This window comes from Flavobacterium solisilvae, from assembly GCF_012911605.1.
Lineage (GTDB): Bacteria > Bacteroidota > Bacteroidia > Flavobacteriales > Flavobacteriaceae > Flavobacterium > Flavobacterium solisilvae.
Window position 1 is genome coordinate 59,557 of sequence record NZ_JAAMPT010000199.1, and the last position, 23,027, is coordinate 82,583.

Consider the following 23,027-nt stretch of genomic DNA (forward strand, 5'->3'; position numbering starts at 1 on the left):
ATTTTTATAAATGACAACTTTAAAAGGACAAAATATTTATCTGCGTGCGCTTGAACCCGAAGATTTGGAGTTTGTTTATGCCATAGAAAACGATGAAACCATATGGGAAGTTAGTAATACGCAAACACCTTACAGCAAATTTCTCATCAGACAATATCTAGAAAATGCACATCAAGATATTTATGAAGCTAAACAACTTCGTTTAGCTATTTGTAAAAATCAAACTTCAGAAGCTATTGGTTTGATTGATTTATTTGATTTTGATGCCAAAAATAAACGTGCTGGCGTTGGCATTATTATTCAAAATGAAATCGATAGAAATTCGGGTTTTGGTAAAGAAGCACTTTCATTAGTGATAGAGTATTCGTTCAAACAATTGCAATTGCATCAATTATATGCCAATATTGGAACCGAAAATATAGCCAGTATTTCACTTTTTACTACATTTGGGTTTCAAAAAATAGGAACAAAAAAAGATTGGAATTTGCACAACAGAAAATTCTCTGACGAAGCATTATTTCAATTAATCAATCAAAAATAGAAATCATTTACAATGCAAAAATCAAAAGTTATTAAAGTCATCATCGGGCTTTTTTTAGTAGCCGTTTTGGCTGTTTTTTTTCTTTTTTTTACCAATAATACACAACTCGAAAAAGAAGAGTTTTTTGTTGAAATTCCAACAGGTTCAACCTATGATGATGTCAAGAAAATCATTTCGCCTTATGTAAAAAGCATGAGCAGTTTTGAAATCATGGCAAAACTACGTTCGTATCCAGACCATGTAAAACCAGGACGATTTTTACTAAAAAAAGGCATGAATACCTTTCAAATAGTTGGTGCGATGCGAAGAAATGTTCCAGTGGATTTGGCTTTTAATAATCAAGAACGATTGGAAAATCTTTGCGAACGATTGAGTTCTCAAATTGAACCTGATACAACAAAATTATTGGCGGCGTTTAGAGATACTGATTTTTTACAAAAAAATGGTTTTTCAAACGAAACTGTTTTTGCCATGTTTTTGCCAAATACCTATCAAGTATATTGGAATATTTCGGCAGAAAAATTTAGAGATAAAATGCTCGAAGAATACAATAAATTTTGGAACAAAGACCGAATTGCCAAAGCCACAGCGCTTAATTTAACTCCAGTTCAAGTAATAACTTTAGCATCTATTGTACAAAAGGAATCTGCTAAAAAGAGTGAACGACCAACCGTTGCAGGTGTTTATCTGAATAGATTAGCAAAAGAAATGCCTTTGCAAGCTGATCCAACCGTAATTTATGCTTTAAAATTAAGAGACAACGATTTTAACCAAGTGATTAAACGTGTTTTGTATAACGATTTGTTCATCGCTTCACCTTATAATACCTATCAAAATACAGGTTTGCCTCCAGGACCAATTGCAATGCCTGATGTTGATGCTATTGATGCGGTTTTAAATGCCGAGAAACACGACTATATCTATTTTTGTGCAAGTGTTGAAAAATTTGGTTATCATGTTTTTGCCTCTACATATGAAGCACATCAAGTAAATGCAAAAAAATATTCTGAATGGATGAACGCTCAAGGAACGAAAAGATAATGTTAAAATAGTTGAAAATTAGCTAAATAAATGTAAATTTGAATAAAAAGCAGTATGACGATTATCATCAAAAATAAGACTTCCAAAATAGAACTTGAAAAATTATTGTTGAAGTTTGCAAAATCTAAATCTAAAAAATCTTTAAGAAATGTTTTTGGTAAAAATACTATTAAAGGTGACGCACTTTCTATTCAAAAAAAGATGAGAAATGAATGGGATTGATTTTTTTACTTTTATTGAAAACAGTTAAAATACTTTGATGAAATTAAATTATTTTTTACTGGTCTTTTTATTGAATTTTTTTACTGTCTTTTCCCAAAATAACTTCGATAATTTTTTCAAACCTTCCGATAGTTTACATAAAAAACGATTGAATACCGTTATTGTTTCTGAAGCGGTCATTGGTTCAGCGACTTTGATTGCTTTAAATCAAGCTTGGTATGCCGATTATCCGCGTTCTGATTTTCATTTTATTAACGATAATGCCGAATGGTTGCAAATGGACAAAGCTGGACATGTTTTTTCGGCTTATCATTTGGGAAGTTTTGGTGCCAATGCTTTGAAATGGTCTGGTGCCGATAAAAAATCACAACTACTTTATGGTTCAACATTAGGATTAACGTTTCTAACTGCGGTTGAGGTTTTCGATGGATTTTCGGCAAATTGGGGTGCATCGCTTGGAGATGTTGCAGCCAATGTTTCGGGAACAGCATTGTTTGTTTCACAAGAATTACTTTGGGATGAACAGCGAATTGTACCGAAGTTTTCTTTTCACACAACGCCTTATGCATCCTCAAGACCAAATGTTTTAGGCAGTTCTTTTTCGGAACAAATCTTGAAAGATTACAACGGTCAAACCTATTGGTTATCCGCAAATATTCATTCGTTTTTTAAATCTTCAAAAGTGGTTCCAAAATGGCTAAACGTTGCTGTTGGTTATGGAGCAGAAGGCATGATTACTGGTAAAGATGAGTTTGTTAACACTGTTTTTCTTCCAACTGATAAAAGATACCGACAATTTTACTTGAGTTTGGACGTTGATTTGACCAAAATTGAGACAAAATCTCATTTTATTAAGACAATTTTAACAGTTTTTAACACCATTAAAATTCCCGCTCCAACGTTTGAAATCAAGGGTTTAGGCGGAACGAAATTTCATTGGGTGTATTTTTAAGTGGTTGATATTCAGATTTATATTTTTTAGTTGTATCTTTGCGCCAGAAATTTCATGTCGGTGACAGCGCTTGAGAAATTAAATTTGATGATAAAAAAAGGTATATTTTACACCTCTATCCTACTAACAGTTGCTTTTATAAGTTCAGGTTTTAAACCTCATAATTCCCAAATCTCAGACTGGTTTTTTGCTGATAATGACGAAGGATTACTTTATGTGTTTCCGTCGCAGAAAAGCGATGATTATACTAATTTAAACGTTCCGTTTACCGGCAAGTTTTTTATTGGCTACAAAGAGGCTATCGCTTTTAAAGAATCACAAGGGAAATACCATAAAGTCAATACGCTTGGCTATTTAGGTAAGTATCAGTTTGGTTCAGAAACGCTTAAATCTATTGGTGTTAACGATAGTTTGCACTTTTTGAACAATCCAAAACTTCAAGAAAAAGCATTTGTTACCTTGCTTTCTAAGAACAAATACGAACTGCGAGATTACATTACTAAATATGAAGGTAAAGTAATTAACGGCATAAAAATCACCGAATCGGGGATTTTAGCTGCAGCACATCTTGGTGGTATTGGTTCGGTTAAAAAATTCTTTAAAACCAATGGCGCAAGAGTGAAAAAAGATGCTTATGGAACTTCAATCCAAAAGTACTTGCGTGATTTTGCTGGTTATGAAACTCATACAATTCCTGCAGTTAAGAACGCGAAGGTGAAGTAGTTGTCACAAAACTTAAAATCGATACTCCATTTTTAGTAATACATATCTTGGTTGTAATCGATATTCGGTTTTAGAAATGCTAATGTCGTTGATGCTATAATTTCTAAATGTTTTGGTATTAAAGAGATTGTTGCCAGAAAGAGAAAAGGTTAGTTTATTTTCTTTTACAATATAACGAGTTTCTAAATCAAGGAAATAGTATTTGTTGTTTTCTCGGTCTAAATTACCAAAAAAGTAGCGTTCAGTTTGTAATTGAACATTGAATTTTGGGTTGAAAATAAAAGATAAATCCAGAAAACTCATATTGTTGGTAAACGAGTTTTCGATAGTTGTTTTTACTTGATTATAATTCCATTTTGAACCTAAATGATAATTAAAAAATCCTTTAAAACCCGAACGCAATTCTAATCCATAATCAGCATTCAGGTTTTTTATTTCCCTTAAATTAGAATTGTTAACTATGTTTTTAGAATTGGTTTTTGTCGTTCCAAGATTGATTTTTAAATTGGATTTGATGGTTTTAAAATAGTAATCAATAGTTGTTGAAATTGATAAAAACTCACGGTCTTTTAGGATAATTTTTTCCGATTGTGAGTAGTTTTGAGCAATAACGGAATTTGTGCTGTAAAAATCATTGCTTTTGGAATACATCATAAAAGTATTGGCAAAAAAGCGATCACCCCAATTTCCGAAGGTGTAATTTAAAATAGCGCTTGATGAATTCAATTGATTAAATTCGTCTAATCCTTTTGAAAACGAGCGGAAACCTGTTTGTACAAAACCTGAATAAACATCTAAAACACTTGTGTTTGTTGTAGTATAAGAATAGGATGTTACGAGTTTGTTTTTCTTATTAATTTCCCAATCTAAGCCAATTTTTGGAACAATAAAGAAAGGATTTTGATTGGATTTTAGCCCAAAGTTTTCTGTTTGATTGAATAAATGATGAAAATCAGATTGTGTGACTAAAGTATATTTGCCGAGCTTAAAACGGTACTTTGTAGAAAAGTATAAATCATTCGAGGTATAAGTCAATCTGTTTTGATAATCATCAGGAAAAACAAGAGAATTATCGTTGTTTAACAATTGAAAGCGAGTGTCTAAATTGTCTATTCGTAATTGATTTCCAAGTTTAATTTCCAGTAAGTCGCCGTTTTTCTTTTTGTCTAAAATATGAGCTTCAACTCCTGCAAATTGCATTTTATTTTGGCTGTATTGCTTGGTGTTAGTAGCATTTTCTGGGAATAAATCTTCAAAAATAAACTGATTTATAGAATAGTTTTGAGGTGTTTTTTCGCTAATATATCTACCCGAAAGAAGGAAAACTTTGTTTTCTTTGAATTTATTGGTAAAAACAATTTTTTGGTCAAACAACTGATTGTTGTTTTTTAATTTTTCATTCAGTAAGTCGTTATTAAATAATAGATTACTTCTGTTTTTTTCGTTGGTTTTGTTAAATTTTCCAGTGTATTCCAGTGTTTTGTTTTTTGATATATCATAAATCAAATCAATTTTTCCAAAACCTGTAATTTGAGTTTTTCTGCCAATGAAATCTTCTGTGTTTTCAAAAGATGTTGTTCCGATGGAAAAGGATTGAAAACTGTTTCTGAAAAAGTCATTTTCATCAGTATTTAAAAACCCGAGTGTTTTTAGTTTTACTTTTGGAGAAAGTGTGAAGATACTATTCAAAGATAACATTTCGGCATTATTGAAATTCACTCTTTTGGGTTTAAGATTGGGTTTGTCCATTCCTATACTTAATAGAGTAGAAGCTGATTGGTCATCGCCAATGCTTGCTGGTTCGTTAAAACGATATGGACGAATTAAATGGTTAACATCTCCAGTTGCATCATAGCCAATATTGTTGAGGTTGGTTAAAAAATAGTATTTGGATTTTTTACCAAAGTTCATCAAGTTTCCTTTTACTTCATATCGATTTTCAGAAAATAATCCGTAGCCCAAAGTTGTATTTCCAAACCATTGTCGTTTATAATCTTCTTTTAAGGTTAAGTTAAGCGCAACTTTATCGCTGTTTTCAATTCCTTTTAAGTGTTTGTTGTTGGAATAATGTTGGTATAATTCAACTTTTTCGATTGGATTTACGGGCATATTTTTAGTAAGTAGTTTGTATCCTTTTTCAAACATGTCATCGCCGTCGATCATTACTTTTTCAATCTCTTGATTACCTACTTTTATTGTTCCATTATCATCAATATTTAATCCAGGTATTTTTTTTAGTAAGTCTTCAACCACTTGTTCATTACCTTGTAGAAATGCAGAAGTTAAAAAAGTTATGGTATCTTTTTTTATAGTTATTGGCTTTTCAGCATGAATGATAACTTCGTTAAGTTCGGTAGTTTTTGATTTTAATGTAAAATCAAAAATTTTATTTTCGTTGTTATTGATGATGATGTTAACTTTTTTTTGTTCAAACCCCATTGAGTTTGCCGATAAAATAAATTCACCTTTTTTATCAGTGTTTAATGAATATTTTCCAAAAGCATCAGAGTAAGTATAAGCAATAATTTTTTCCGAATTATCTTTTAGGATAATGCTAGCCGAAGGAATGGTTTCGGATTTTTCATTCTTAACAACTCCAGTGATTTTGTTTTGAGAATGAACCGATAAAAATAGTAGCGTAAAGATAAAAGTGATGGTTATTTTCATTCTTCCCATTCAAATTTTATTTCTCTTCCGCCAGTAGTTTCGGTTTTTAAAATTTTAGCACCTCTTTCAACATATTTTAAAATCATTTGATTAGCCATTTCATTTTTAGATTTTTCATTTTCTTTTATAAATTCTTCTAACGAAATTTTTTTTATATGAGGTTCTGCTTCTATGTTAGTCTCAGTTTCACTGGTTGCAACTTTTGTTGCTGTCCACGAAAAAGAATTGGTTTCATCATAAGCTTCCAAAATTGCTCCTGGCAAATTATTAAATTTCCATGGACCAATGTCTATAGGTATCTGTAAAGTGAACCAAGCATAGTAATTCCTTCCTCTGAAAGTAGTACTGGCTTTATAACAGATATAGTTTGAAACTTTTTTAGTCTCATCACTGATATTCCAGTTCATTTTTTGAAAAGGTTCAAAATAAATAATTTTCTTATCTTTTATATAATCAATGTTTAATAAAGTGTCTTTTACTTTGTTATATAGTTGATATCTAGGTTTTTTTTCGGTGTTGTTACCCAAAAATACTTGGTTTCTATATGATCCATCTTCGTCCATTTTTTCTTCATCTGATTTTTTTTCGTTTTGAATTTCTACATAAAAAGAATTTGCAGCATTATTGAAAGTTAATGTTCCTTTTCTGTTCAGAAAGTTTAGAGTAACATTATATTCTATCGAATAAGTTTGTGAAAATGTAAGTAATGGAACTATTGATATGATAAAGATTGTTTTTTTCATAAAACTAAAGACATAATGAACTCTAGTTTTTTAGTAACTAGAGTTCATAGTTAAAAATTATCCTAGAATTTCTTTACAGCTTTTGCCTTCAACTAGTACATAAATTGTTTGACTAGTTCCATCCTCAAATTGAAATGTAATTTTGAGGAGACAATCAACAACTTTAGTTTTATTATCAGAGTTAAAATTCGTGTCTTTAAAAATTATAGAATAGTCTGTGGAATAAGTGTCTAAAGAAGCAATTAATTCAGTAGCTTCTTTGTAATCAATTTTTTTTAATTGGTTTTGACTGTTTGCAAAAGCAAACGAACCGATTAGCATAAATGCTAAAGAAAACATTATTTTTTTCATCGTTATTATATTATTTTACACAATTAAGGACTTGTGTGGTTAGATTTCGTCCTTTTGCTATTTTATTGTGTGAGCGACACTAGTTTATTTTTATGTTTGGGTAATAAACAAATCCCTCAATTATTGGCCAAATAATATTTTTTCTTTAGAATAGGTAATTTGTGATTATTCTTCCCATTCATATACTAATTCAAGACCTCGCCTTGGATTTTTAGGAACACTTGCTTCTGCGCCTCGAGGTAATACTCTTTTAACACGAGATCTTAGTTCATCCATATATTCTTTAACTTTGAAGACATATTCTTTTATGCTGATGGATGAATATTTTTTGTATGGTATTACTATGTTTTCTTTTGCTGGTATTTCAATTTTATTACATTTCCAGATAAATGTTTTGGTGTTGTCGTGTATTTCAATAATTAAACCAGGTAATCCGCTAAATTTCCACGGTCCAAAAAAAGTAGGGATGTCTTCATAATACCAAGCTGTATATTCTCTTCCTCTGAATTTTGTTGTCGCTTTTTTACAAATATAGTTTCCAATCTTTTTTTCGTCATTAAAATCTAACTTCCAGTTAAAATTGGGAATCTTTTCATTAATTTTTAATATTTTGTTGTCTTCTATTAAATTGTAGGTTGCAAGTGTGTCTTTTGTCTTGTTAGTTTGTTGATATATATCGATTAGACCACCTATAAAAATGGAGTTGCCTTTAAATTCGGGTTCATTTTCTTGTTCTCCGAAAAAAGTTTTAAATATTGACTCTGTATCATTAAAAATTAGAACAGCTTTTACCTCTTTATAAATGGAGTTATCTGTAAAATCGTATTCAACATAGATATTATCACTTTTTTGAGAGTAGGATAAATTTACGAATATGATTATGCTTGTTATTATCTTTTTGATATTCATATTTAGTTTTGATTTTAATTAACCGTTCTTACTAATTACAACTTATAACTCACAGAAAACAGAATTACTCGAGGTAAAACAAAAGTTCGTCGTTTGTTGAATTAAAACTTAAAGCTAATACTTGCCAAAACATAACGTCTAATAAGATTTTGTGATATTATTGCGGTTTCATAATCAGTTTTGGAAGATATATTAAAAGATTTTTCATTAATTAAATTTTTTCCTGTTAGGTTATATTCTATTTTTCTACTTTTATTTTGGTAACTGATATCGGTGTTTAAGAACCAGTAATTATTATTTGTTTTTAAATCGGTTAATAAAAAGTTTACAGAACTATTGATTTTGAAACGATTATTATCGTTGAAAGTTATTTTAAAACTTTGATTTAAACTATTTAGAGTGTTTTTATTTGAATTTTCTAAATCGTACTCGGTTGACAGAAATATACTTTTTGCTTCAGAATATATGGTTTTGGTTATTTTTTTTCTAATCGTTAATTCTAGATATAAATTTTTACTTATTACATTTCTTAAATCTGAATTATTGATAATATTTTTAAAATAATTAATATCATAATTAACGTCAAAATCTATAGTAGTTTTGAGAGCATGAATATAATTTACGGTTAATAAGTTAAAAACGTAACTATCGCTTTTTGAGTTCAAAAGAAAAGAATTAGTAGTTGTCGTATTTGTGTTGATTTGAAAATCTGAAAAGTAATTGTTTTTGTTTAAAAAATAATTGGTAACAAGCATGATACGATTCAGATTGAACATGTTTGAAAAATTATACCCTAAACTGAAATGATGTGTTTTTAGAAAGTCTAAGTTGGAAGTATTGTTAATGAAATTTCTAAAATTTGTTTGTACTAATCCTTCGAAAAGATTGGTTTCATTTGGAGCAATTTGATTAAAATTATAACCATAAAATAGAGAAGATTTTTTGGTTATTTTATGTAAAAACTTCAGTTTGGGTAAAGTTAAAAACTGAGATTTTTTTTGTAAGGTATTAGTTGTATTGTTCTCAAAAATCAAATTAAAATAATGTAATTCTAATCCTACTTCAAAAGAGTATTTATTTTTGGTGAATTTTGCAGAAAATTTTGAAAAAGTATTTATGGATTTGTAAAAATTATCGTTTAAATAGTTATTTGGTTGATGAATAACTTCGTTTTCAAAAAGTTTTAAGGAAGATAATAATGAAGTTCCTGAATAATTACTGCCAGTTAATACAGACCAATTATAATTTTTAATTTTTCCATAAAAATCAAATGTAATGAAAAGAACTTCTTTAGAAAAATTACTTTTTTGGATATTTTTATCTATTTCAAGTAACAAGTTTTCATAAATATTTGTTCCAGGAGTTCCTATATAATTTTGAGGAGCTTTACTTTTTGAATATAAAACAGAAGTAGTAAAAACATTTTTTTCATTTATTAATTTTGAGTAATTTAAATTATGCTTTGTAAAAAATGAATCTCCATTCACACTGTTTTTTTGGGTTGTATTGTTGTTTGTGGTGATTGAATTGAAATCATTTTTGTGTATATTTAAAATTCCAATATATTCCCAGTTCTGTTTTTTTGAGTTTTTATTAATTAATTGAAAATTAGCATTAAAATAACTCGGTTTTTTTATAGCACTCTCTGTTTGATTAACTTCAAATGCTGAATTTGTATCCGAATAATTTGTGATTGTTTCAGTTATCCTAGAGTTTCTGTCTGAATAAAATCCTAAATTTATTCGCGAGACAACTTTATTAGAAATTTTAAATAGTGAATTGAAACTTGTGTAAATGTTATTATTTATGTTGCTGAATTGATTGTCAATAGCAGAAGAAAAATCACCTTGTTTAATTAATTCCTTAGCATAGAAATTATTATCTGTTAATCGTTCCGTTGAGAGTACTTCTGTATCAAGATTGTGGTTACTTCTGTTTTTACCTATTGAGTTATAGCTAATTAAACCAAAACTTTTAATTTTTTTGTTGATAATTAAGCCAGTTGAATTAATGTCATAACGGTCAGTTATACCATAACCCATATCAATATTGCCTGAAAAATCTGTTTTTCCTTTTCTCATTTTAATGTTTAAAACCACTTCTTTAGAGTCTTTTATTCCTTTCAGTAATGGATTTTCATGATAGTCTTCAATTCCTTGAATTTTATCAACTAAATCGACATTTATGTTTTTTGAACCAATTGTATATTGAGCACTAAATAAATCATCACCATCCAAAAGCATTTTTTTAATAGTCATGCCTTTGAATCTGATTTCCCCATTTTCAGAAACTTTTATTCCAGGAAGTTTTTTTAATAAATCTTCAATAACTTTTTCCGAGCCATCTTTAAACGAATTTGGATTGTAGGTTGTGGTATCACCTATAATCGTTATTGGTTTTTCTTTTGCCAATACAATTACTTCCTTTAGCGAAGTGATTTTTTCTTGTAAGTTAAAATTTAAAACTATTGCCTCTTTTTTTTCTAAGGGAAGAACAAGTAATTTTTCCTCTGAATTATATCCTGGTGAAGTTACCGCCACTATCAATGTATCTATATTGGTTGGGATTTTTATTTCATAAAAACCGTTTTCGTCTGAGATTGTGTGTTTTAGAATTATATTGATAGATTTTTTATTTTTTATAAATACATTGGCAAAAGGAACTGTTCCTGATTTTGTAAAAACAGTGCCTTTTATAGTTTGAGCATTGCCTTTATAAATTAAGGCAAAAAGTATAAAAAAATAGAAAACTAAACGGAAAAAAGGTCTATTTAGCATAAATTTCTATAAATCTATTTGGTATAGAAACAGAAACATTTTCATCGGGTTGATAATTTTTTACCTTATCAAACTTTAATTGATATAATTTAATTGAATCTTCATAGGAGATGAATTTTTTTACATCTTTAAATGGGTAGACTATTTTGTCCTTATCTATAGAAATTTCATGTGCTGTAATTTTAACGGCTCCATCTTCTGAAATAACTTCTAAGATTATTCCGGGCAAACCTTGAAACTTAAAAGGACCATCGGCATAGGGAATATCTTTGAGAAAATATGCTTTAAATTTTCTGCCTCTGAAATCACAAATTGCTTCTTGACAATTATAGTTCATAACCTCCTTGAAATTGCCTGTAATTTCCCAATCTATTTTATATGTAGTATCTTTGATAACATTACTCATGTCTATATTTCTGTCTTTATATAAGATAATTTTATCTACTAAATTTTTACTGTAATTATAAATAAAATCATTCTTTTCAAAGGTCATTACATCACCGTCCATTAAAACTAATGTAGTGTCAATGTTTCTTTCAGAATATAAACTTGTTTTGCCATCAGTGATTAAAGTTCCTATTTTAAAATCAACTGCTCCATATGGATTTTTTGAATCGTCAAGTGAAGAAGAATAGTTAATAGTAATAATATTGTTTTGCGCAAATAAAGCAATAAAATTAAATATCAAAATTATTGTTAATGGTTTTTTTTTCATTTTTTCATTTTTTTTTTTTGAATTTATAGCAGGCAAATACCTGCTATAAATCAAGGTTTAAATTATAGACATGTATTTGCAGATAATGTTGCTTGAGCTTTAGCTTTATCGCAGGCTTTGCCTCGATCTACTTCATAGTCACCACTAGATGGAACTGATGCTGTTGCACTACTACTGTTGACTGTGCCGTCTGGACATGTATTTGTTACTCTTCTTGTACAAGAAACGGTTCCTGCAGTCTTGTCTTCTTTTGAAACGTTTACTGTATTTTCTGCCATCGAAACGCTGCTAAAAGCTACTAGTGCTACAGCACTAAAAAATAATTTTTTCATTTTGTTTAATTAAAGTTAATAAAAAATTTCCAATCACAAAATTTATAGTCGTTGTGTTTAGGTTTTGCCCGACTTACAGATTTTAAGTAATGCTAACAATATGTTATGTTTCATAACCATTCCGTCATATTTCTCGTTTTCTTTTATCGATAACGAAATCATCAGGCAATGTATTGCATCACTTTTTCTAAAACTGTATTTTAATTGCCACCTTCATTAGATGGAGGATTGTCATTATGTTTGTCTTTACCCCAATCTGGTTTAGGATCAGGTTCTGAATCTCGTTCTAGGAATGCGTTATTACTATTTGAGTTTTGTGTATTCGTTTCTAATTCATCTATTGTACATGAAACAAAACACCACACGATTCCTATCAACAAAGCATATTTTTTCATAATTATTTTTTATACGATTAAACAATTATGAACGCTGCCGGCTTTGTTCATTTATATCATCAAACTAAAGAAGGTTTTTTGTTTTTTTCAAACGATGTAACCTTGAATTCTTAAATTTTTTAAGAATTCAAGGTTGTGTTTTTGTATTTAATTAATTGATTTTAAATTCTTTGTAAATAATTATCGATGTTTTTGAAGAAATAAAAAATAAACACTTAAATTTGTTTAAAATCGTAAGTTTTTTGTATGTTTTTTGTGCTTAAAAACCGTTTCTTATTTATTTCTTTTTATTTACTGATGGTATTTTCAGGAAATGTATTCGCGCAAAAAAAGGATTCGTTATCTAAATATTCATACGTTGATTTACATTATCGCATTATGGATGCCGAAAAGGATTCGCTTCGACTGCATACCTATCTTAAAGAATATAAACAAAGAGCTTTTAGAGAGAAAAATGACGAAAGAATAAGTGCTTACTATAAGAATTTTGTCTTTCAGCAAAAAGCGGAAGAACGTTTAGTTTTTATAGACAGTGCGTTGCCTTATGCTTTTAAAACTAAAGATAAAGCAGTAATTGGTGATGTCTATCTTACCAAAGGAACATTGTTTTATAGTATGAAAGATTTTCAAAAAGCATTAGATAATTACTTGAAAGCTAATGGATATATCTCTCAAACCGATGATGTGTATAATAAAAAGCGCATCAAGTATAAAATTGGAATTGTTAAAAACTATTTGGGTTATTATGCGGATGCAGCTAGTTTATTTCAAGAATGTATTGATTATTATAGTCAAGACGAAACGTATAATATGCAAAGAGGTTATGTGAGTTCACTTGAAGGTTTGGCTTGGTCTTATACCAAAATGAATCGAGTTAAGAAAAGTAACCAAGTTTTACAAACCGCATTGCGTTCAGTTGAAAAAAATAATTTTTCTAAACTCGATGAACATTATCTTGTTTTTAAACAAGGAATCAATGATTATTTCTTGAAAAATTATAGCGAAGGAATTCGTAAAATAGAGCAAAAAATACCTTTTTTGTATGAAAACGAAGATTTTGCATGGGCAACAGTGGGTAACTTTTATATTGGACAATCTTATTGGGATATGAACGAAAAAGAAAAAGCAATATCCTATTTTGAAAAAGTAAACCAAGTATTTGAAACCAAAAAATATACACATCCCGATGTAAGGAAAAGTTATGAGTTACTAATTTCTCATTATAAATCAAAAAATGATAAGAATAAACAGTTGTATTATATAGAACAATTGGTAAAAGCGGATAGTATTTACAGTCAAAATCACAAACATCTTATTCATAAAATACATAAAGAATATGAAACCAAAGATTTGTTGCAAGTCAAAAAAGAATTGGAAAGGTCATTGTTTGTTGAAAAATATAAAACAGGAATAATTTCTGGAGTAGCTTTTTTAATCCTAATTGTAAGTTTGGTAGTTTATTTTCAACAGAATAAGAAAGCAAAAAAAGTAGCACAAGAATTAATTAGAAAGATTGAAAGCATGCAAAAGCAAATTGTAGCTTCGTCTGAAGAACTCAAAATTATACCAAAGACAACAAATAGTATTAATGACGAAATAGTGTTAAAAATTTTAGAAAAATTAACTGGTTTTGAACAGAAACAAAAATTTTTAAAACCAGATGTTACGTTAGAAAAAGTAGCAAAAGAGTTTGGAACAAATACAACATATCTTTCCTCAGTAATCAATTCACATAAAAATCAAAAATTTAATGATTACGTTAATAGCTTAAGGATAAATTATCTTACTAAAGAAATGGTAACCAACAGTGCTTCTGACTTTTTTAAGTATTCCATGGATGGAATAGCAAAACATCTAGGGTTTAAAAATGAAGATACTTTTTCAAGAGTTTTTTATAAACATACAGGTATAAAACCTTCGGTATTTATTAAAGAACTTCTTGATAAACGATATTTAATGAGCGCTTAATACACAACCACTTTTTATTCAATCACATTTTATGAATAATAAAAATAGTAGGTCGGTTGTGTAAATCGACCTTTGTTTTTTTCCAATCGGCTACGCGAAGTGTTTTAATGTATTCGGTTGGTAAAGTAATGTCGGCGGCAATGCACAAATGCGTGTTGGGTTGCAAGATTTGAACTAAATCTTCCATCAGTTTGTTATTTCGATATGGCGTTTCAATAAAAATCTGGGATTGATTTTTGGAGTTCGATAGATTTTCAAAACTTTTCAATGCTGATTTTTTTTCGCCTTTATCAATAGGTAAATAACCGTTAAAAGCAAAATTTTGTCCATTCATTCCGCTTGCCATCATGGCCAATAAGATAGAAGATGGACCAACTAGCGGTACGACTTGAATGCCATTTTCATGCGCTAATTTCACAATAACCGCACCAGGATCAGCAACGCCAGGACAACCAGCTTCACTCATTAAACCAATGTTTTCTCCATTTAGACAAGGCGAAAGCATAGCTTTATGTTCTGTTGCTTCGGTTCTTTTGTTTAGAAGTGAAATTTTTAAATCGGCTTGAACCTTTTCGGGATGAATGGCTTTGATGAATTTTCGAGCGGTTTTTTCGTTTTCAACAATATACGTACCGATGAAATCAATTGCTCTTTTTACCGTTTGAGGCAAAACATCATCGGGATTATTTTCGCCCAAAGTTGTTGGAATTAAGTATAGTTTCCCTTTTAATGGAGTTGTTTTCATTGGTTACGAATGTTTTTCAATCAATTTTTTTGCCAAAATATCACAAGTTTCGTCCAGCATTTGATATACCATGTCAAATCCGTTTTGAAGTCCGTAATAAGGATCGGGAACATCAACATTTTCACCAGGAAACAATTGGTTCAAGATTAAATCTACTTTGGCTTTTTGTTCCTCATTTTTAGCTAATTCGATAACGTTATCATAATTGGAATTGTCCATCACGAAGATATAGTCAAAAGCATCAAAGTCTTTTGAAGTAAACTGTCTTGCTTTTTGGTTTGAAATGTTTAAACCGTTTTTCAAAGCTGTATCGATGGAACGTTTGTCGGGTTGTTTGCCGATGTGATAATTTCCTGTTCCAGCAGAGTCGATATAGAATTTATCTTTGGGTAATTTAGAAGCTAAAATTCCTTCTGCCAATGGCGAACGGCAAATGTTTCCCAGACATACCATTAGAATTTTTACAGACATAATTGAATAAAAAAAGAGCGAGTTTTTTAAAACTCGCTTGGATTATAAGGATAATTTTTTGTGAATATCTTCTACAAATTTTTTGAATTGTTTGTCGGTAGAAACTAGATTGTCAACGGTTTTACAAGCGTGCAAAACGGTAGCGTGATCACGATCGCCAATTTGGGAACCGATATTTGCCAATGAAGCTTTGGTGAATTTTTTAGCAAAAAACATAGCTAATTGTCTGGCTTGTACTACGTGACGTTTTCTCGTTTTAGATTGCAAAGTGTCAACATCTAACTGGAAATAATCCGAAACTACTTTTTGGATATAATCGATAGAAATTTCTCTTTTTACGTTTTTAACAAATTTCTCTACGATACTTTTTGTTAAATCCAAAGTCACTTCCTTTTTATTGAAAGAAGATTGAGCAATCAATGAAATAATTGCGCCTTCCAATTCACGAACGTTAGACTTGATATTTCTAGCTACATATTCAATGATTTCATCTGGCATTTCAACACCATCACGATACAAAATGTTTTTCAAAATTGAAATTCTAGTTTCGTAATCCGGTTGATGTAATTCGGCAGATAAACCCCATTTGAAACGAGATAATAAGCGTTGCTCAATATCTTGCATATCAACAGGTGCTTTATCCGAAGTAAGAATTACTTGTTTTCCGTTTTGGTGTAAATAATTGAAAATATGGAAGAAAACGTCTTGCGTTCCTGATTTTCCTGAAAGGAATTGAACATCATCAATAATCAATACATCAATTAATTGATAAAAATGAATGAAATCATTACGGTTATTTTTCTTTACCGAATCGATGTATTGTTGTGTAAATACTTCTGCAGAAATGTATAAAACGGTTTTTTCTGGATATTTATCTTTAATTTCAACACCAATTGCGTGAGCAAGATGTGTTTTTCCTAAACCAACACCACCAAAAATCAATAACGGATTGAATGATGTTCCGCCAGGTTTATTAGCAACTGCCATACCTGCTGAACGAGCCAAACGGTTAGAATCTCCTTCAAGGAAATTGTCAAAACTATAATTTGGATTAAGTTGCGATTCAATTTTTAAATTTCTAATTCCTGGAATTACAAAAGGGTTTTTGAGTTCAGGATTTAGGTTTTTGAACGGTGCGTCAACTTCTTGCGATTTAATTGGACTTCTGTGTGCGCTTGGTAATTGTTCTGTGAATGGTTGTTTGTTACCATAAGTGTTCTCCATTTTGATTTTATAGAGTAACTTTGCATTTTTACCAAGTTCTTTTGTTAAGGCAACCTTTAGCAGTTTCACATAATGTTCTTCAAGCCATTCGTAGAAAAATTTACTTGGTACTTGAATATACAAAGCGTTATCTGTAAGTTCAACTGACTTAATCGGTTCAAACCAAGTTTTGAAAGCTTGCTCTTGAATGTTGTCCTTTATAAATGCTAGACAGTTTTCCCATACCGATTGCGCAGTTTTGCTCATAAGATTAATAAAAAAAATGTTATTATTGTTAGATTTTTTTAACAAAAATGAAGACGAAAACCTTCATTGTTTTTGGGGTAACAAATATGTGAATAAAATATTTTAAAAAAAATTAAATTGGTATTGATTTTTTAAAAATATTGTTGTAAAGAAAATAAAAATATAATTTAAACTATATAAAAAAAGTATGAAAGAACATAAAGTTCAGCTAAGAGTTAGATATTCTGAAACAGACCAAATGGGAGTTGTTTATCACGGTAGTTATGTGCCTTATTTTGAGATTGGACGCGTGGAATGGCTTAGAAACAAAGGGATTTCATATAAAGAGCTTGAAGAAAGCGGAATTGCGTTACCCATAGTTTCTATGCATTTAAATTACAAAAAACCAGCACGTTATGACGACTTACTTACAGTGATAACTAAGTTCAAGTCGCAAAGCTCTGTTAAGGTGGAATTTGATTGTGAAATTCGTAACGAAAATGATGAGTTATTAACAACGGCTCATTTTATATTGGTTTTTGTGGATGTAAAATTAGGAAAACCAGTCGTTCCGCCGAAGCATATTTTAGAATTGTTTAACGAACTAGAATAATCGTTAGGAATTATATATTTTTTATCCCGATTTCAAACAAATTATTAAAAATGTCGAAAATCATTTCGGCATTTTTTTTTCGGGTTGAAATGATGATTTTGCAACTTTCATTCATCTCTTGAGAAACAATAGTTAAGTTTTTTTCTTTGATAACTCGCATTACTTTATTCATGTTTTTATATTCAAAAGTAACTTCAAAAGAAACATCGATGGTTTTTTCGATTATTTCAGCTTCAGCTAATGCCATTTGTGCTGCAGTTCGATAAGCAGAAATCAATCCGCCGACGCCAAGTTTTACTCCACCAAAAAATCGGACAACAACGACTAAAACATTGGTTACACCAAAGGATTGAATTTGTCCATAAATTGGCATTCCAGCAGAATTGCTCGGTTCGCCATCGTCGTTTGCTCTAAAATATAGGGTTTCAGTTCCAAGTTGAAAGGCATAGCAAAAGTGAACCGCGCCGTGATGTTGCTTTCTTAAAACGTCTAAATGTTCTTTGATTTCCTCTTCATTGGTTACAGGAAATGCGTAACCGAAAAATTTACTGTTTTTCTCTTTATACAGGATTTCGGGCGACGAAAAGGCAATCGTATTATAGGTATCTTTCAAAGGAATTGAAAATTTTGGCTGAAATTATTGTAGTGGTAAGTGTTTTTGATCAAACAAATTGACAACATCTTCTTTACCTACTTGCAAATTCCAAACGTGTATTCCTAAAGCTTCAGCAGCATCGGTGTTTTCTTTTTTGTCATCCACAAAAAGCGTACGTTTTGGCGATAAATCGTGTTTGTTTAAAATGGTAGTGAAAATTTCGGGTTGCGGTTTTCGCATTCCCATTTCGTATGAATAATATACTTTTTCAAAACAACGATAAAAATCAGTGTAGAAAGACATGCCAACTTTGTGTTCAAATCGATTTATGTGGATTGAATCCGTATTGGTCAATAAAAATAAGCGATAACGCGTAGAAAGCATTTGTAAGAATTCCAATCGATACAGCGGAAAATCGCCGATAATTGAATTCCAAGCTTTGATAATTTCTTCCAAACTTGCATTTGGAATAAATTTTTGAAAACTTTCTATAAATTGTAATTCGGTGATTTGCCCTTTTTCAAACGAATCATTTTTTGCTATTAATTCTTCATTTGGTCCATTCAATCCTAGTTTTTTAAATTCTTCGATTGATTTTTCTTTTTCCAAATTGATGAAAATATCACCAAAATCAAAAATAATTGCGTTAATCATGATGCTTAAAAATAGTTAGTTCGTCATTTTGAATTGTTGTCACTTCAGAATTTTCTTTTAAAACAGGCGATTTTACACCTTCTTTTAATTGGATTTTACTTCTGAAAACTCGGGCTTCATCCCATAAATTTTCATTGATAAAAGTTTCTAAAGTTGTCGTTCCGCCTTCGATTATTACTGATTGTATGTTGTTTTTATATAAAATGGTACAAATTTTTTCGGCGAGGCGATTCTCAAAGATAACATTTTCATATATACAATTTTCATCCGATGTCATATTTTCTTGCTCAGTTATGAAAATGGTTTTGGTTTTTTTGTCTTTTACGTAATATGAACTGTCAATTTTTCCAGTTCTGTCAATAACAATTCGAATTGGATTTTTTCCGTTCCAATCGCGAACGTCCAATTTTGGGTTATCATCCAAAACGGTTTTCGTTCCAACCAAAATAGCTTGTTCTTCGCTTCGCCATTTGTGAACCAATTGTCGCGAAAATTCGTTAGACAACCAAACTGGTTCTTTTTTGTCGCGATGCATTGGTGCAATAAAACCATCAGTACTTTCTGCCCATTTCAATATAATATATGGACGTTTTTTGTTGTGAAACGTAAAAAAGCGTTTGTTCAACTCGTTGCATTCGTTTTCAAGAATGCCAACAGTAACATTTGCGCCATTTTCTAGCAACCGTTTGATGCCATTTCCGGCTACTTTTTCGTTGGGATCAACGGTTCCAATAACGACATTTGGAATATTATGTTTGATAATTAAATCACAGCACGGTGGCGTTTTTCCAAAATGACTGCAAGGTTCAAGCGATACATAAATGGTGGATTTTGATAAAAGCGATTTGTCTTTTACCGAATTTATAGCGTGAACTTCGGCATGAGCTTCGCCTGATTTTTGGTGCCAACCTTCGCCAATAATTTTTCCTTCGTGCACAATTACGCTGCCAACCAACGGATTAGGATAAGTTGTTCCCAAACCGTTTTTAGCCAATTCAATGCAACGTTTTATGTAAATTTCATGTATCTTCACATTGCAAAAATAGCTTTTTACTTTTATAATGAATACTATAATTATTCGACCAATTCAACCCGAAGACAATGCTCAAATTGCTGCGGTAATTCGGCAAGTTTTTATTGATGATGATTTTCCCAAAACGGGAACAGCTTTTGCCGACGCTCAATTGGATTTTATGTTTGAAACATATGATAAACCAAAAGCGATATATTTTGTAGTTGAAACCGAAGGCAAAATTATTGGTGGCGCAGGAATTAGTCAGCTTGAAAATTCTAAAGAAAACATCTGCGAATTACAAAAAATGTATTTTCTGCAAGAAGCTCGTGGCAAAGGGATTGGCTTTAAATTGATTGAAAAATGTTTGGAAAAAGCAATTGAATTTGGTTATTCCAGTTGCTATCTCGAAACTTTACCTGAAATGAAAGCGGCTCAAAACTTGTATAACAAATTTGGTTTTGAATACCTTTGTTCGCCGTTGGGAAATACTGGTCATACAACTTGTCCAGTTTGGATGTTGAAGGATTTTAAAAATTAGAATTTAGAAATTAGAATTTAGAAAGGTGTAAATCAATACAGTTTATTTTGGTTATAAAAAATTATAAAAATAGGTTTCTTCAAGCGCTTTCTTCTTTGTATGACGAAAAAGAAGTTGAGAGTTTTTTCTATTTGACATTGGAAAAATTACATCAAAAAAAGCGAATTGACTTGGCGTTGCAACCCGATTTATCGATGGATGAAACGCAGTTGTCGCAATGGGAAACTGTCTTGACGGAATTAAAAACCTACAAGCCGATACAATATATTTTAGGTGAAACAGAGTTTTACGGTTTACCATTTTTAGTGAATGAAAATGTATTAATTCCACGACCAGAAACGGAAGAATTAGTTGAATTGATTGTTTCAAGTTTCAAGTTTCAAGTTTCAAGTTCATTGAAAATTCTCGATATTGGAACGGGTTCGGGTTGTATTCCTATTTCGTTGAAAAAGAATTTGCCTTCGGCAGAAGTTTTTGCTATTGATGTTTCTGTAAATGCTTTGGAAGTTGCTCAAAAAAATGCTGAAATCAATGGAGTAGAAGTTAATTTTATTCAAACGGATATTTTAAAAGTTAATGACTTGAAAAAACTTCCAACTTCCAACTTCCAGCTTCCAGCTTCTTTCGATATCATCGTTTCCAATCCACCGTATGTTCGTAATTTGGAAAAAGCAGAAATCAATCCAAATGTTCTGGAATTTGAACCTCATTTGGCATTATTTGTTGAAGATAATGACGCACTTCTTTTCTACCGAAAAATTACCGAATTAGCAAAAAGTCATTTAGCGGAAAACGGAAAATTGTATTTTGAAATCAATCAATATCTTGGCAAAGATACGGTAGCTTTGGTAGAAAGTTATGGTTTTAAAAACGTTCAGTTGATTAAAGATATTTATGGCAACGACCGAATGATTTCGGCTGAAAAATAATTACACACGAAGCAAACCTCGAAAACCTCTTGCAGCATAATAAGATTCCGCACCATTGTGATAAAGAAAAACGGTGTTGTATCGTCTGTCGCAAAAAATGGCTCCGCCAAGTTTTCTAATTTCGGCAGGCGTTTTAATCCAGCTTGATGTTTTTAGGTCAAATTCGCCAAGTTGTTGCAACGCGCGATATTGTTCTTCGTTCAACATTTCAATTCCCATGTTGGTTGCCAAATCCATTGCATTATGAGCTGGTTTGTTTTCCTTTCTAGATTCAAGACTTTCTCGGTCATAACAGCAACTTCTTCTGCCTTTTGGACTTTCTGCAACGCAATCATAAAAAACAAATTCCTTGGTTTTTGCATCATATTCCACTACATCAGGTTCGCCACCGCTAATTTCCATTTCGTTTAGCGACCAAAGTTTTTCGGGATTAGCTGTGAGTTTTGTCGCTACGTTTTGCCATTCCATTCCTTGATGACGGTTTGTGTTTTTTTCAAAACGAGTTTTCAAAATGTTTAGTAATTCCTGGATTTGACTAGCAGAAAGATTTTTGGATTTAGACATTGTTAAGGTTTCTTATGAATATGATTTATTTTTAAATATATTTTTGGGTTAGCCGATGGTCAATCACTAATTTTGGTCAATCCTAACTTTATAAAACCTGTTTCCATTTTCATATCTACATATAAAACTCCATTGGTATAAATGTATGAAAGTTCATCTTTTTTGCCTTCTTTATCAATCATGACGATTTTTCTATTTAATTTGTCAACCTCAAAACTTCCTTTAACAGTTTGTCCTACTGCAGGAAAGTCAGTAACAAATTTCCCATTACTTTCAAAACTATAGGTAACTGAAAATATTAGTAACTCAGACATTTGTTTAAAATTTTCTGCTTCGTCTTTTCTATCAATATTTTTGTAGAATATAGAGTCTTTAGCTTTATTATAAAATACAATTTCATCTTCATATGAAAGTGTTTTCCATTTTCCAATGAAATCTTGTGAGTAACTTTTGAAACTCAGAAGTAACATTATAAACAAAAATCTTTTCATATATAGGTTTATTAGTTGCTCTATAATTATCAAATATTAGTAAGTTCTCAAAATGGAACTGCATAATATTTTTTTTCAATTCAAATCTACAAAATTCTCAAACATGATAATTACGGTTTTCCGCAATTGGATGATTTTTTGTTAAAACTTTTCCGTAAACTTTCTCCGCAAACTTGTCATTCCGTAGGAATCTAAAAGAAATAATAATAAATCGTAAACTTGTTTTTTGAGATTCCTACGGAATGACAAACTAGATGATAAAATAATACTAAATGATAAACTTGTTTTTTGAGATTCCTACGGAATGACAAACCAGACGTTGAAATAATAAGAAATGATAAACTTGTTTTTTGAGATTCCTACGGAATGACAAACCAGACGTTGAAATAATAAGAAATGATAAACTTGTTTTTTGAGATTCCTACGGAATGACAAACGTTATGTTGAAATAATAAGAAATGATAAACTTGGTTTTTGAGATTCCTACGGAATGACAAACTAGATGCTGAAATAATACTAAATTGTAAACTTGTTTTTTGAGATTCCTACGGAATGACAAACCAGACGTTGAAATAATAAGAAATGATAAACTTGTTTTTTGAGATTCCTACGGAATGACAAACTAGA

25 protein-coding genes are annotated in these 23,027 nt (G+C 30.5%); 9 read left to right on the forward strand and 16 right to left on the reverse strand.

The genetic code is table 11. The features are described 5' to 3' along the window. The first annotated feature begins 10 nt into the window (after positions 1-10). The 5 genes from G6042_RS03725 (at position 11) to G6042_RS03745 (ending at position 3,479) form a co-directional block, all read left to right on the forward strand. Complete coding sequence (locus G6042_RS03725; protein WP_169522969.1) at positions 11-541, forward strand: GNAT family N-acetyltransferase; 531 nt, start codon at positions 11-13, stop codon at positions 539-541. Between the two features lie 12 nt (positions 542-553). Continuing rightward, complete coding sequence (mltG, locus tag G6042_RS03730; RefSeq protein ID WP_169522970.1) at positions 554-1,582, forward strand: endolytic transglycosylase MltG; 1,029 nt, start codon at positions 554-556, stop codon at positions 1,580-1,582. 54 nt (positions 1,583-1,636) lie between these two features. Continuing rightward, positions 1,637-1,804, forward strand: a complete 168-nt coding sequence (locus G6042_RS03735) for a hypothetical protein (RefSeq protein WP_169522971.1) — start codon at positions 1,637-1,639, stop codon at positions 1,802-1,804. A gap of 37 nt (positions 1,805-1,841) precedes the next feature. Then, positions 1,842-2,756 carry a DUF2279 domain-containing protein gene (locus tag G6042_RS03740; protein ID WP_169522972.1) on the forward strand — a complete coding sequence of 305 codons (915 nt, stop codon included), beginning with the start codon at positions 1,842-1,844 and terminating at the stop codon, positions 2,754-2,756. An 87-nt stretch (positions 2,757-2,843) separates the two neighbouring features. Continuing rightward, the gene (locus tag G6042_RS03745; RefSeq protein ID WP_169522973.1) at positions 2,844-3,479 is read left to right on the forward strand and encodes a peptidoglycan-binding protein LysM; all 636 of its coding nucleotides are present in this window, start codon (positions 2,844-2,846) and stop codon (positions 3,477-3,479) included. Between the two features lie 12 nt (positions 3,480-3,491). On the opposite strand, the gene G6042_RS03750 is transcribed toward G6042_RS03745, so the two are convergent. The 8 genes from G6042_RS03750 to G6042_RS03785 form a co-directional block, all read right to left on the reverse strand. Further along, complete coding sequence (locus G6042_RS03750; RefSeq protein ID WP_169522974.1) at positions 3,492-6,155, reverse strand: carboxypeptidase-like regulatory domain-containing protein; 2,664 nt, start codon at positions 6,153-6,155, stop codon at positions 3,492-3,494. After that, positions 6,143-6,889 (reverse strand): GLPGLI family protein, encoded by a 747-nt coding sequence (locus tag G6042_RS03755; RefSeq protein ID WP_169522975.1) that lies wholly within the window; start codon positions 6,887-6,889, stop codon positions 6,143-6,145. The genes G6042_RS03750 and G6042_RS03755 overlap by 13 nt, the downstream gene beginning before the upstream one ends. Before the next feature lie 57 nt (positions 6,890-6,946). Further along, positions 6,947-7,240, reverse strand: a complete 294-nt coding sequence (locus G6042_RS03760; RefSeq protein WP_169522976.1) for a hypothetical protein — start codon at positions 7,238-7,240, stop codon at positions 6,947-6,949. 165 nt (positions 7,241-7,405) lie between these two features. After that, positions 7,406-8,149: a GLPGLI family protein gene (locus G6042_RS03765; protein WP_169522977.1), complete on the reverse strand. Its 744-nt coding sequence runs from the start codon at positions 8,147-8,149 to the stop codon at positions 7,406-7,408. Between the two features lie 101 nt (positions 8,150-8,250). Next, positions 8,251-10,926, reverse strand: coding sequence for a carboxypeptidase-like regulatory domain-containing protein (locus G6042_RS03770; protein ID WP_169522978.1), 2,676 nt, complete (start codon positions 10,924-10,926; stop codon positions 8,251-8,253). Further along, positions 10,916-11,641 (reverse strand): GLPGLI family protein, encoded by a 726-nt coding sequence (locus tag G6042_RS03775; RefSeq protein ID WP_169522979.1) that lies wholly within the window; start codon positions 11,639-11,641, stop codon positions 10,916-10,918. The genes G6042_RS03770 and G6042_RS03775 overlap by 11 nt, the downstream gene beginning before the upstream one ends. A 62-nt stretch (positions 11,642-11,703) precedes the next feature. Then, a complete protein-coding gene (locus G6042_RS03780) occupies positions 11,704-11,973 on the reverse strand; it encodes a hypothetical protein (RefSeq protein ID WP_169522980.1) in 270 nt (89 codons plus the stop codon). A 200-nt stretch (positions 11,974-12,173) separates the two neighbouring features. Further along, the gene (locus G6042_RS03785; protein WP_169522981.1) at positions 12,174-12,350 is read right to left on the reverse strand and encodes a hypothetical protein; all 177 of its coding nucleotides are present in this window, start codon (positions 12,348-12,350) and stop codon (positions 12,174-12,176) included. Positions 12,351-12,746: 396 nt separating this feature from the next. Here G6042_RS03785 and G6042_RS03790 point away from each other — a divergent pair, with 396 nt between their 5' ends. Then, positions 12,747-14,336: a helix-turn-helix domain-containing protein gene (locus G6042_RS03790; RefSeq protein WP_169522982.1), complete on the forward strand. Its 1,590-nt coding sequence runs from the start codon at positions 12,747-12,749 to the stop codon at positions 14,334-14,336. Positions 14,337-14,358: 22 nt separating this feature from the next. Here G6042_RS03790 and G6042_RS03795 read toward each other — a convergent pair whose 3' ends face one another. The 3 genes from G6042_RS03795 to dnaA are packed head-to-tail and all read right to left on the reverse strand — an operon-like array spanning position 14,359 to position 17,022. Beyond that, a complete protein-coding gene (locus tag G6042_RS03795) occupies positions 14,359-15,081 on the reverse strand; it encodes an SAM-dependent methyltransferase (RefSeq protein ID WP_169522983.1) in 723 nt (240 codons plus the stop codon). 3 nt (positions 15,082-15,084) lie between these two features. Then, positions 15,085-15,552, reverse strand: coding sequence for a low molecular weight protein-tyrosine-phosphatase (locus tag G6042_RS03800; protein WP_169522984.1), 468 nt, complete (start codon positions 15,550-15,552; stop codon positions 15,085-15,087). 42 nt (positions 15,553-15,594) lie between these two features. Next, positions 15,595-17,022, reverse strand: coding sequence for a chromosomal replication initiator protein DnaA (gene dnaA, locus G6042_RS03805; RefSeq protein WP_169522985.1), 1,428 nt, complete (start codon positions 17,020-17,022; stop codon positions 15,595-15,597). Between the two features lie 187 nt (positions 17,023-17,209). Here dnaA and G6042_RS03810 point away from each other — a divergent pair, with 187 nt between their 5' ends. Continuing rightward, complete coding sequence (locus tag G6042_RS03810; RefSeq protein ID WP_169522986.1) at positions 17,210-17,614, forward strand: acyl-CoA thioesterase; 405 nt, start codon at positions 17,210-17,212, stop codon at positions 17,612-17,614. 10 nt (positions 17,615-17,624) lie between these two features. On the opposite strand, the gene G6042_RS03815 is transcribed toward G6042_RS03810, so the two are convergent. The 3 genes from G6042_RS03815 to ribD are packed head-to-tail and all read right to left on the reverse strand — an operon-like array spanning position 17,625 to position 19,896. Then, positions 17,625-18,233 carry an IMPACT family protein gene (locus G6042_RS03815; protein ID WP_169522994.1) on the reverse strand — a complete coding sequence of 203 codons (609 nt, stop codon included), beginning with the start codon at positions 18,231-18,233 and terminating at the stop codon, positions 17,625-17,627. A gap of 18 nt (positions 18,234-18,251) precedes the next feature. Next, a complete protein-coding gene (locus tag G6042_RS03820) occupies positions 18,252-18,863 on the reverse strand; it encodes an HAD family hydrolase (protein ID WP_169522987.1) in 612 nt (203 codons plus the stop codon). After that, positions 18,856-19,896 (reverse strand): bifunctional diaminohydroxyphosphoribosylaminopyrimidine deaminase/5-amino-6-(5-phosphoribosylamino)uracil reductase RibD, encoded by a 1,041-nt coding sequence (gene ribD, locus G6042_RS03825; protein WP_169522988.1) that lies wholly within the window; start codon positions 19,894-19,896, stop codon positions 18,856-18,858. Before ribD ends, G6042_RS03820 begins: the two co-directional genes overlap by 8 nt. 28 nt (positions 19,897-19,924) lie before the next feature. Here ribD and G6042_RS03830 point away from each other — a divergent pair, with 28 nt between their 5' ends. Together G6042_RS03830 and prmC are read left to right on the forward strand one after the other, a co-directional pair. Further along, positions 19,925-20,416 (forward strand): GNAT family N-acetyltransferase, encoded by a 492-nt coding sequence (locus tag G6042_RS03830; protein WP_169522989.1) that lies wholly within the window; start codon positions 19,925-19,927, stop codon positions 20,414-20,416. 47 nt (positions 20,417-20,463) lie between these two features. Further along, positions 20,464-21,345, forward strand: a complete 882-nt coding sequence (gene prmC / locus G6042_RS03835) for a peptide chain release factor N(5)-glutamine methyltransferase (protein WP_169522990.1) — start codon at positions 20,464-20,466, stop codon at positions 21,343-21,345. Here the strand turns inward: prmC and G6042_RS03840 are convergent, their stop codons facing one another. Beyond that, complete coding sequence (locus tag G6042_RS03840) at positions 21,346-21,909, reverse strand: DUF4256 domain-containing protein (RefSeq protein WP_169522991.1); 564 nt, start codon at positions 21,907-21,909, stop codon at positions 21,346-21,348. Positions 21,910-21,968: 59 nt separating this feature from the next. Continuing rightward, positions 21,969-22,400, reverse strand: coding sequence for a hypothetical protein (locus tag G6042_RS03845; RefSeq protein WP_169522992.1), 432 nt, complete (start codon positions 22,398-22,400; stop codon positions 21,969-21,971). Positions 22,401-23,027 lie beyond the last annotated feature (627 nt).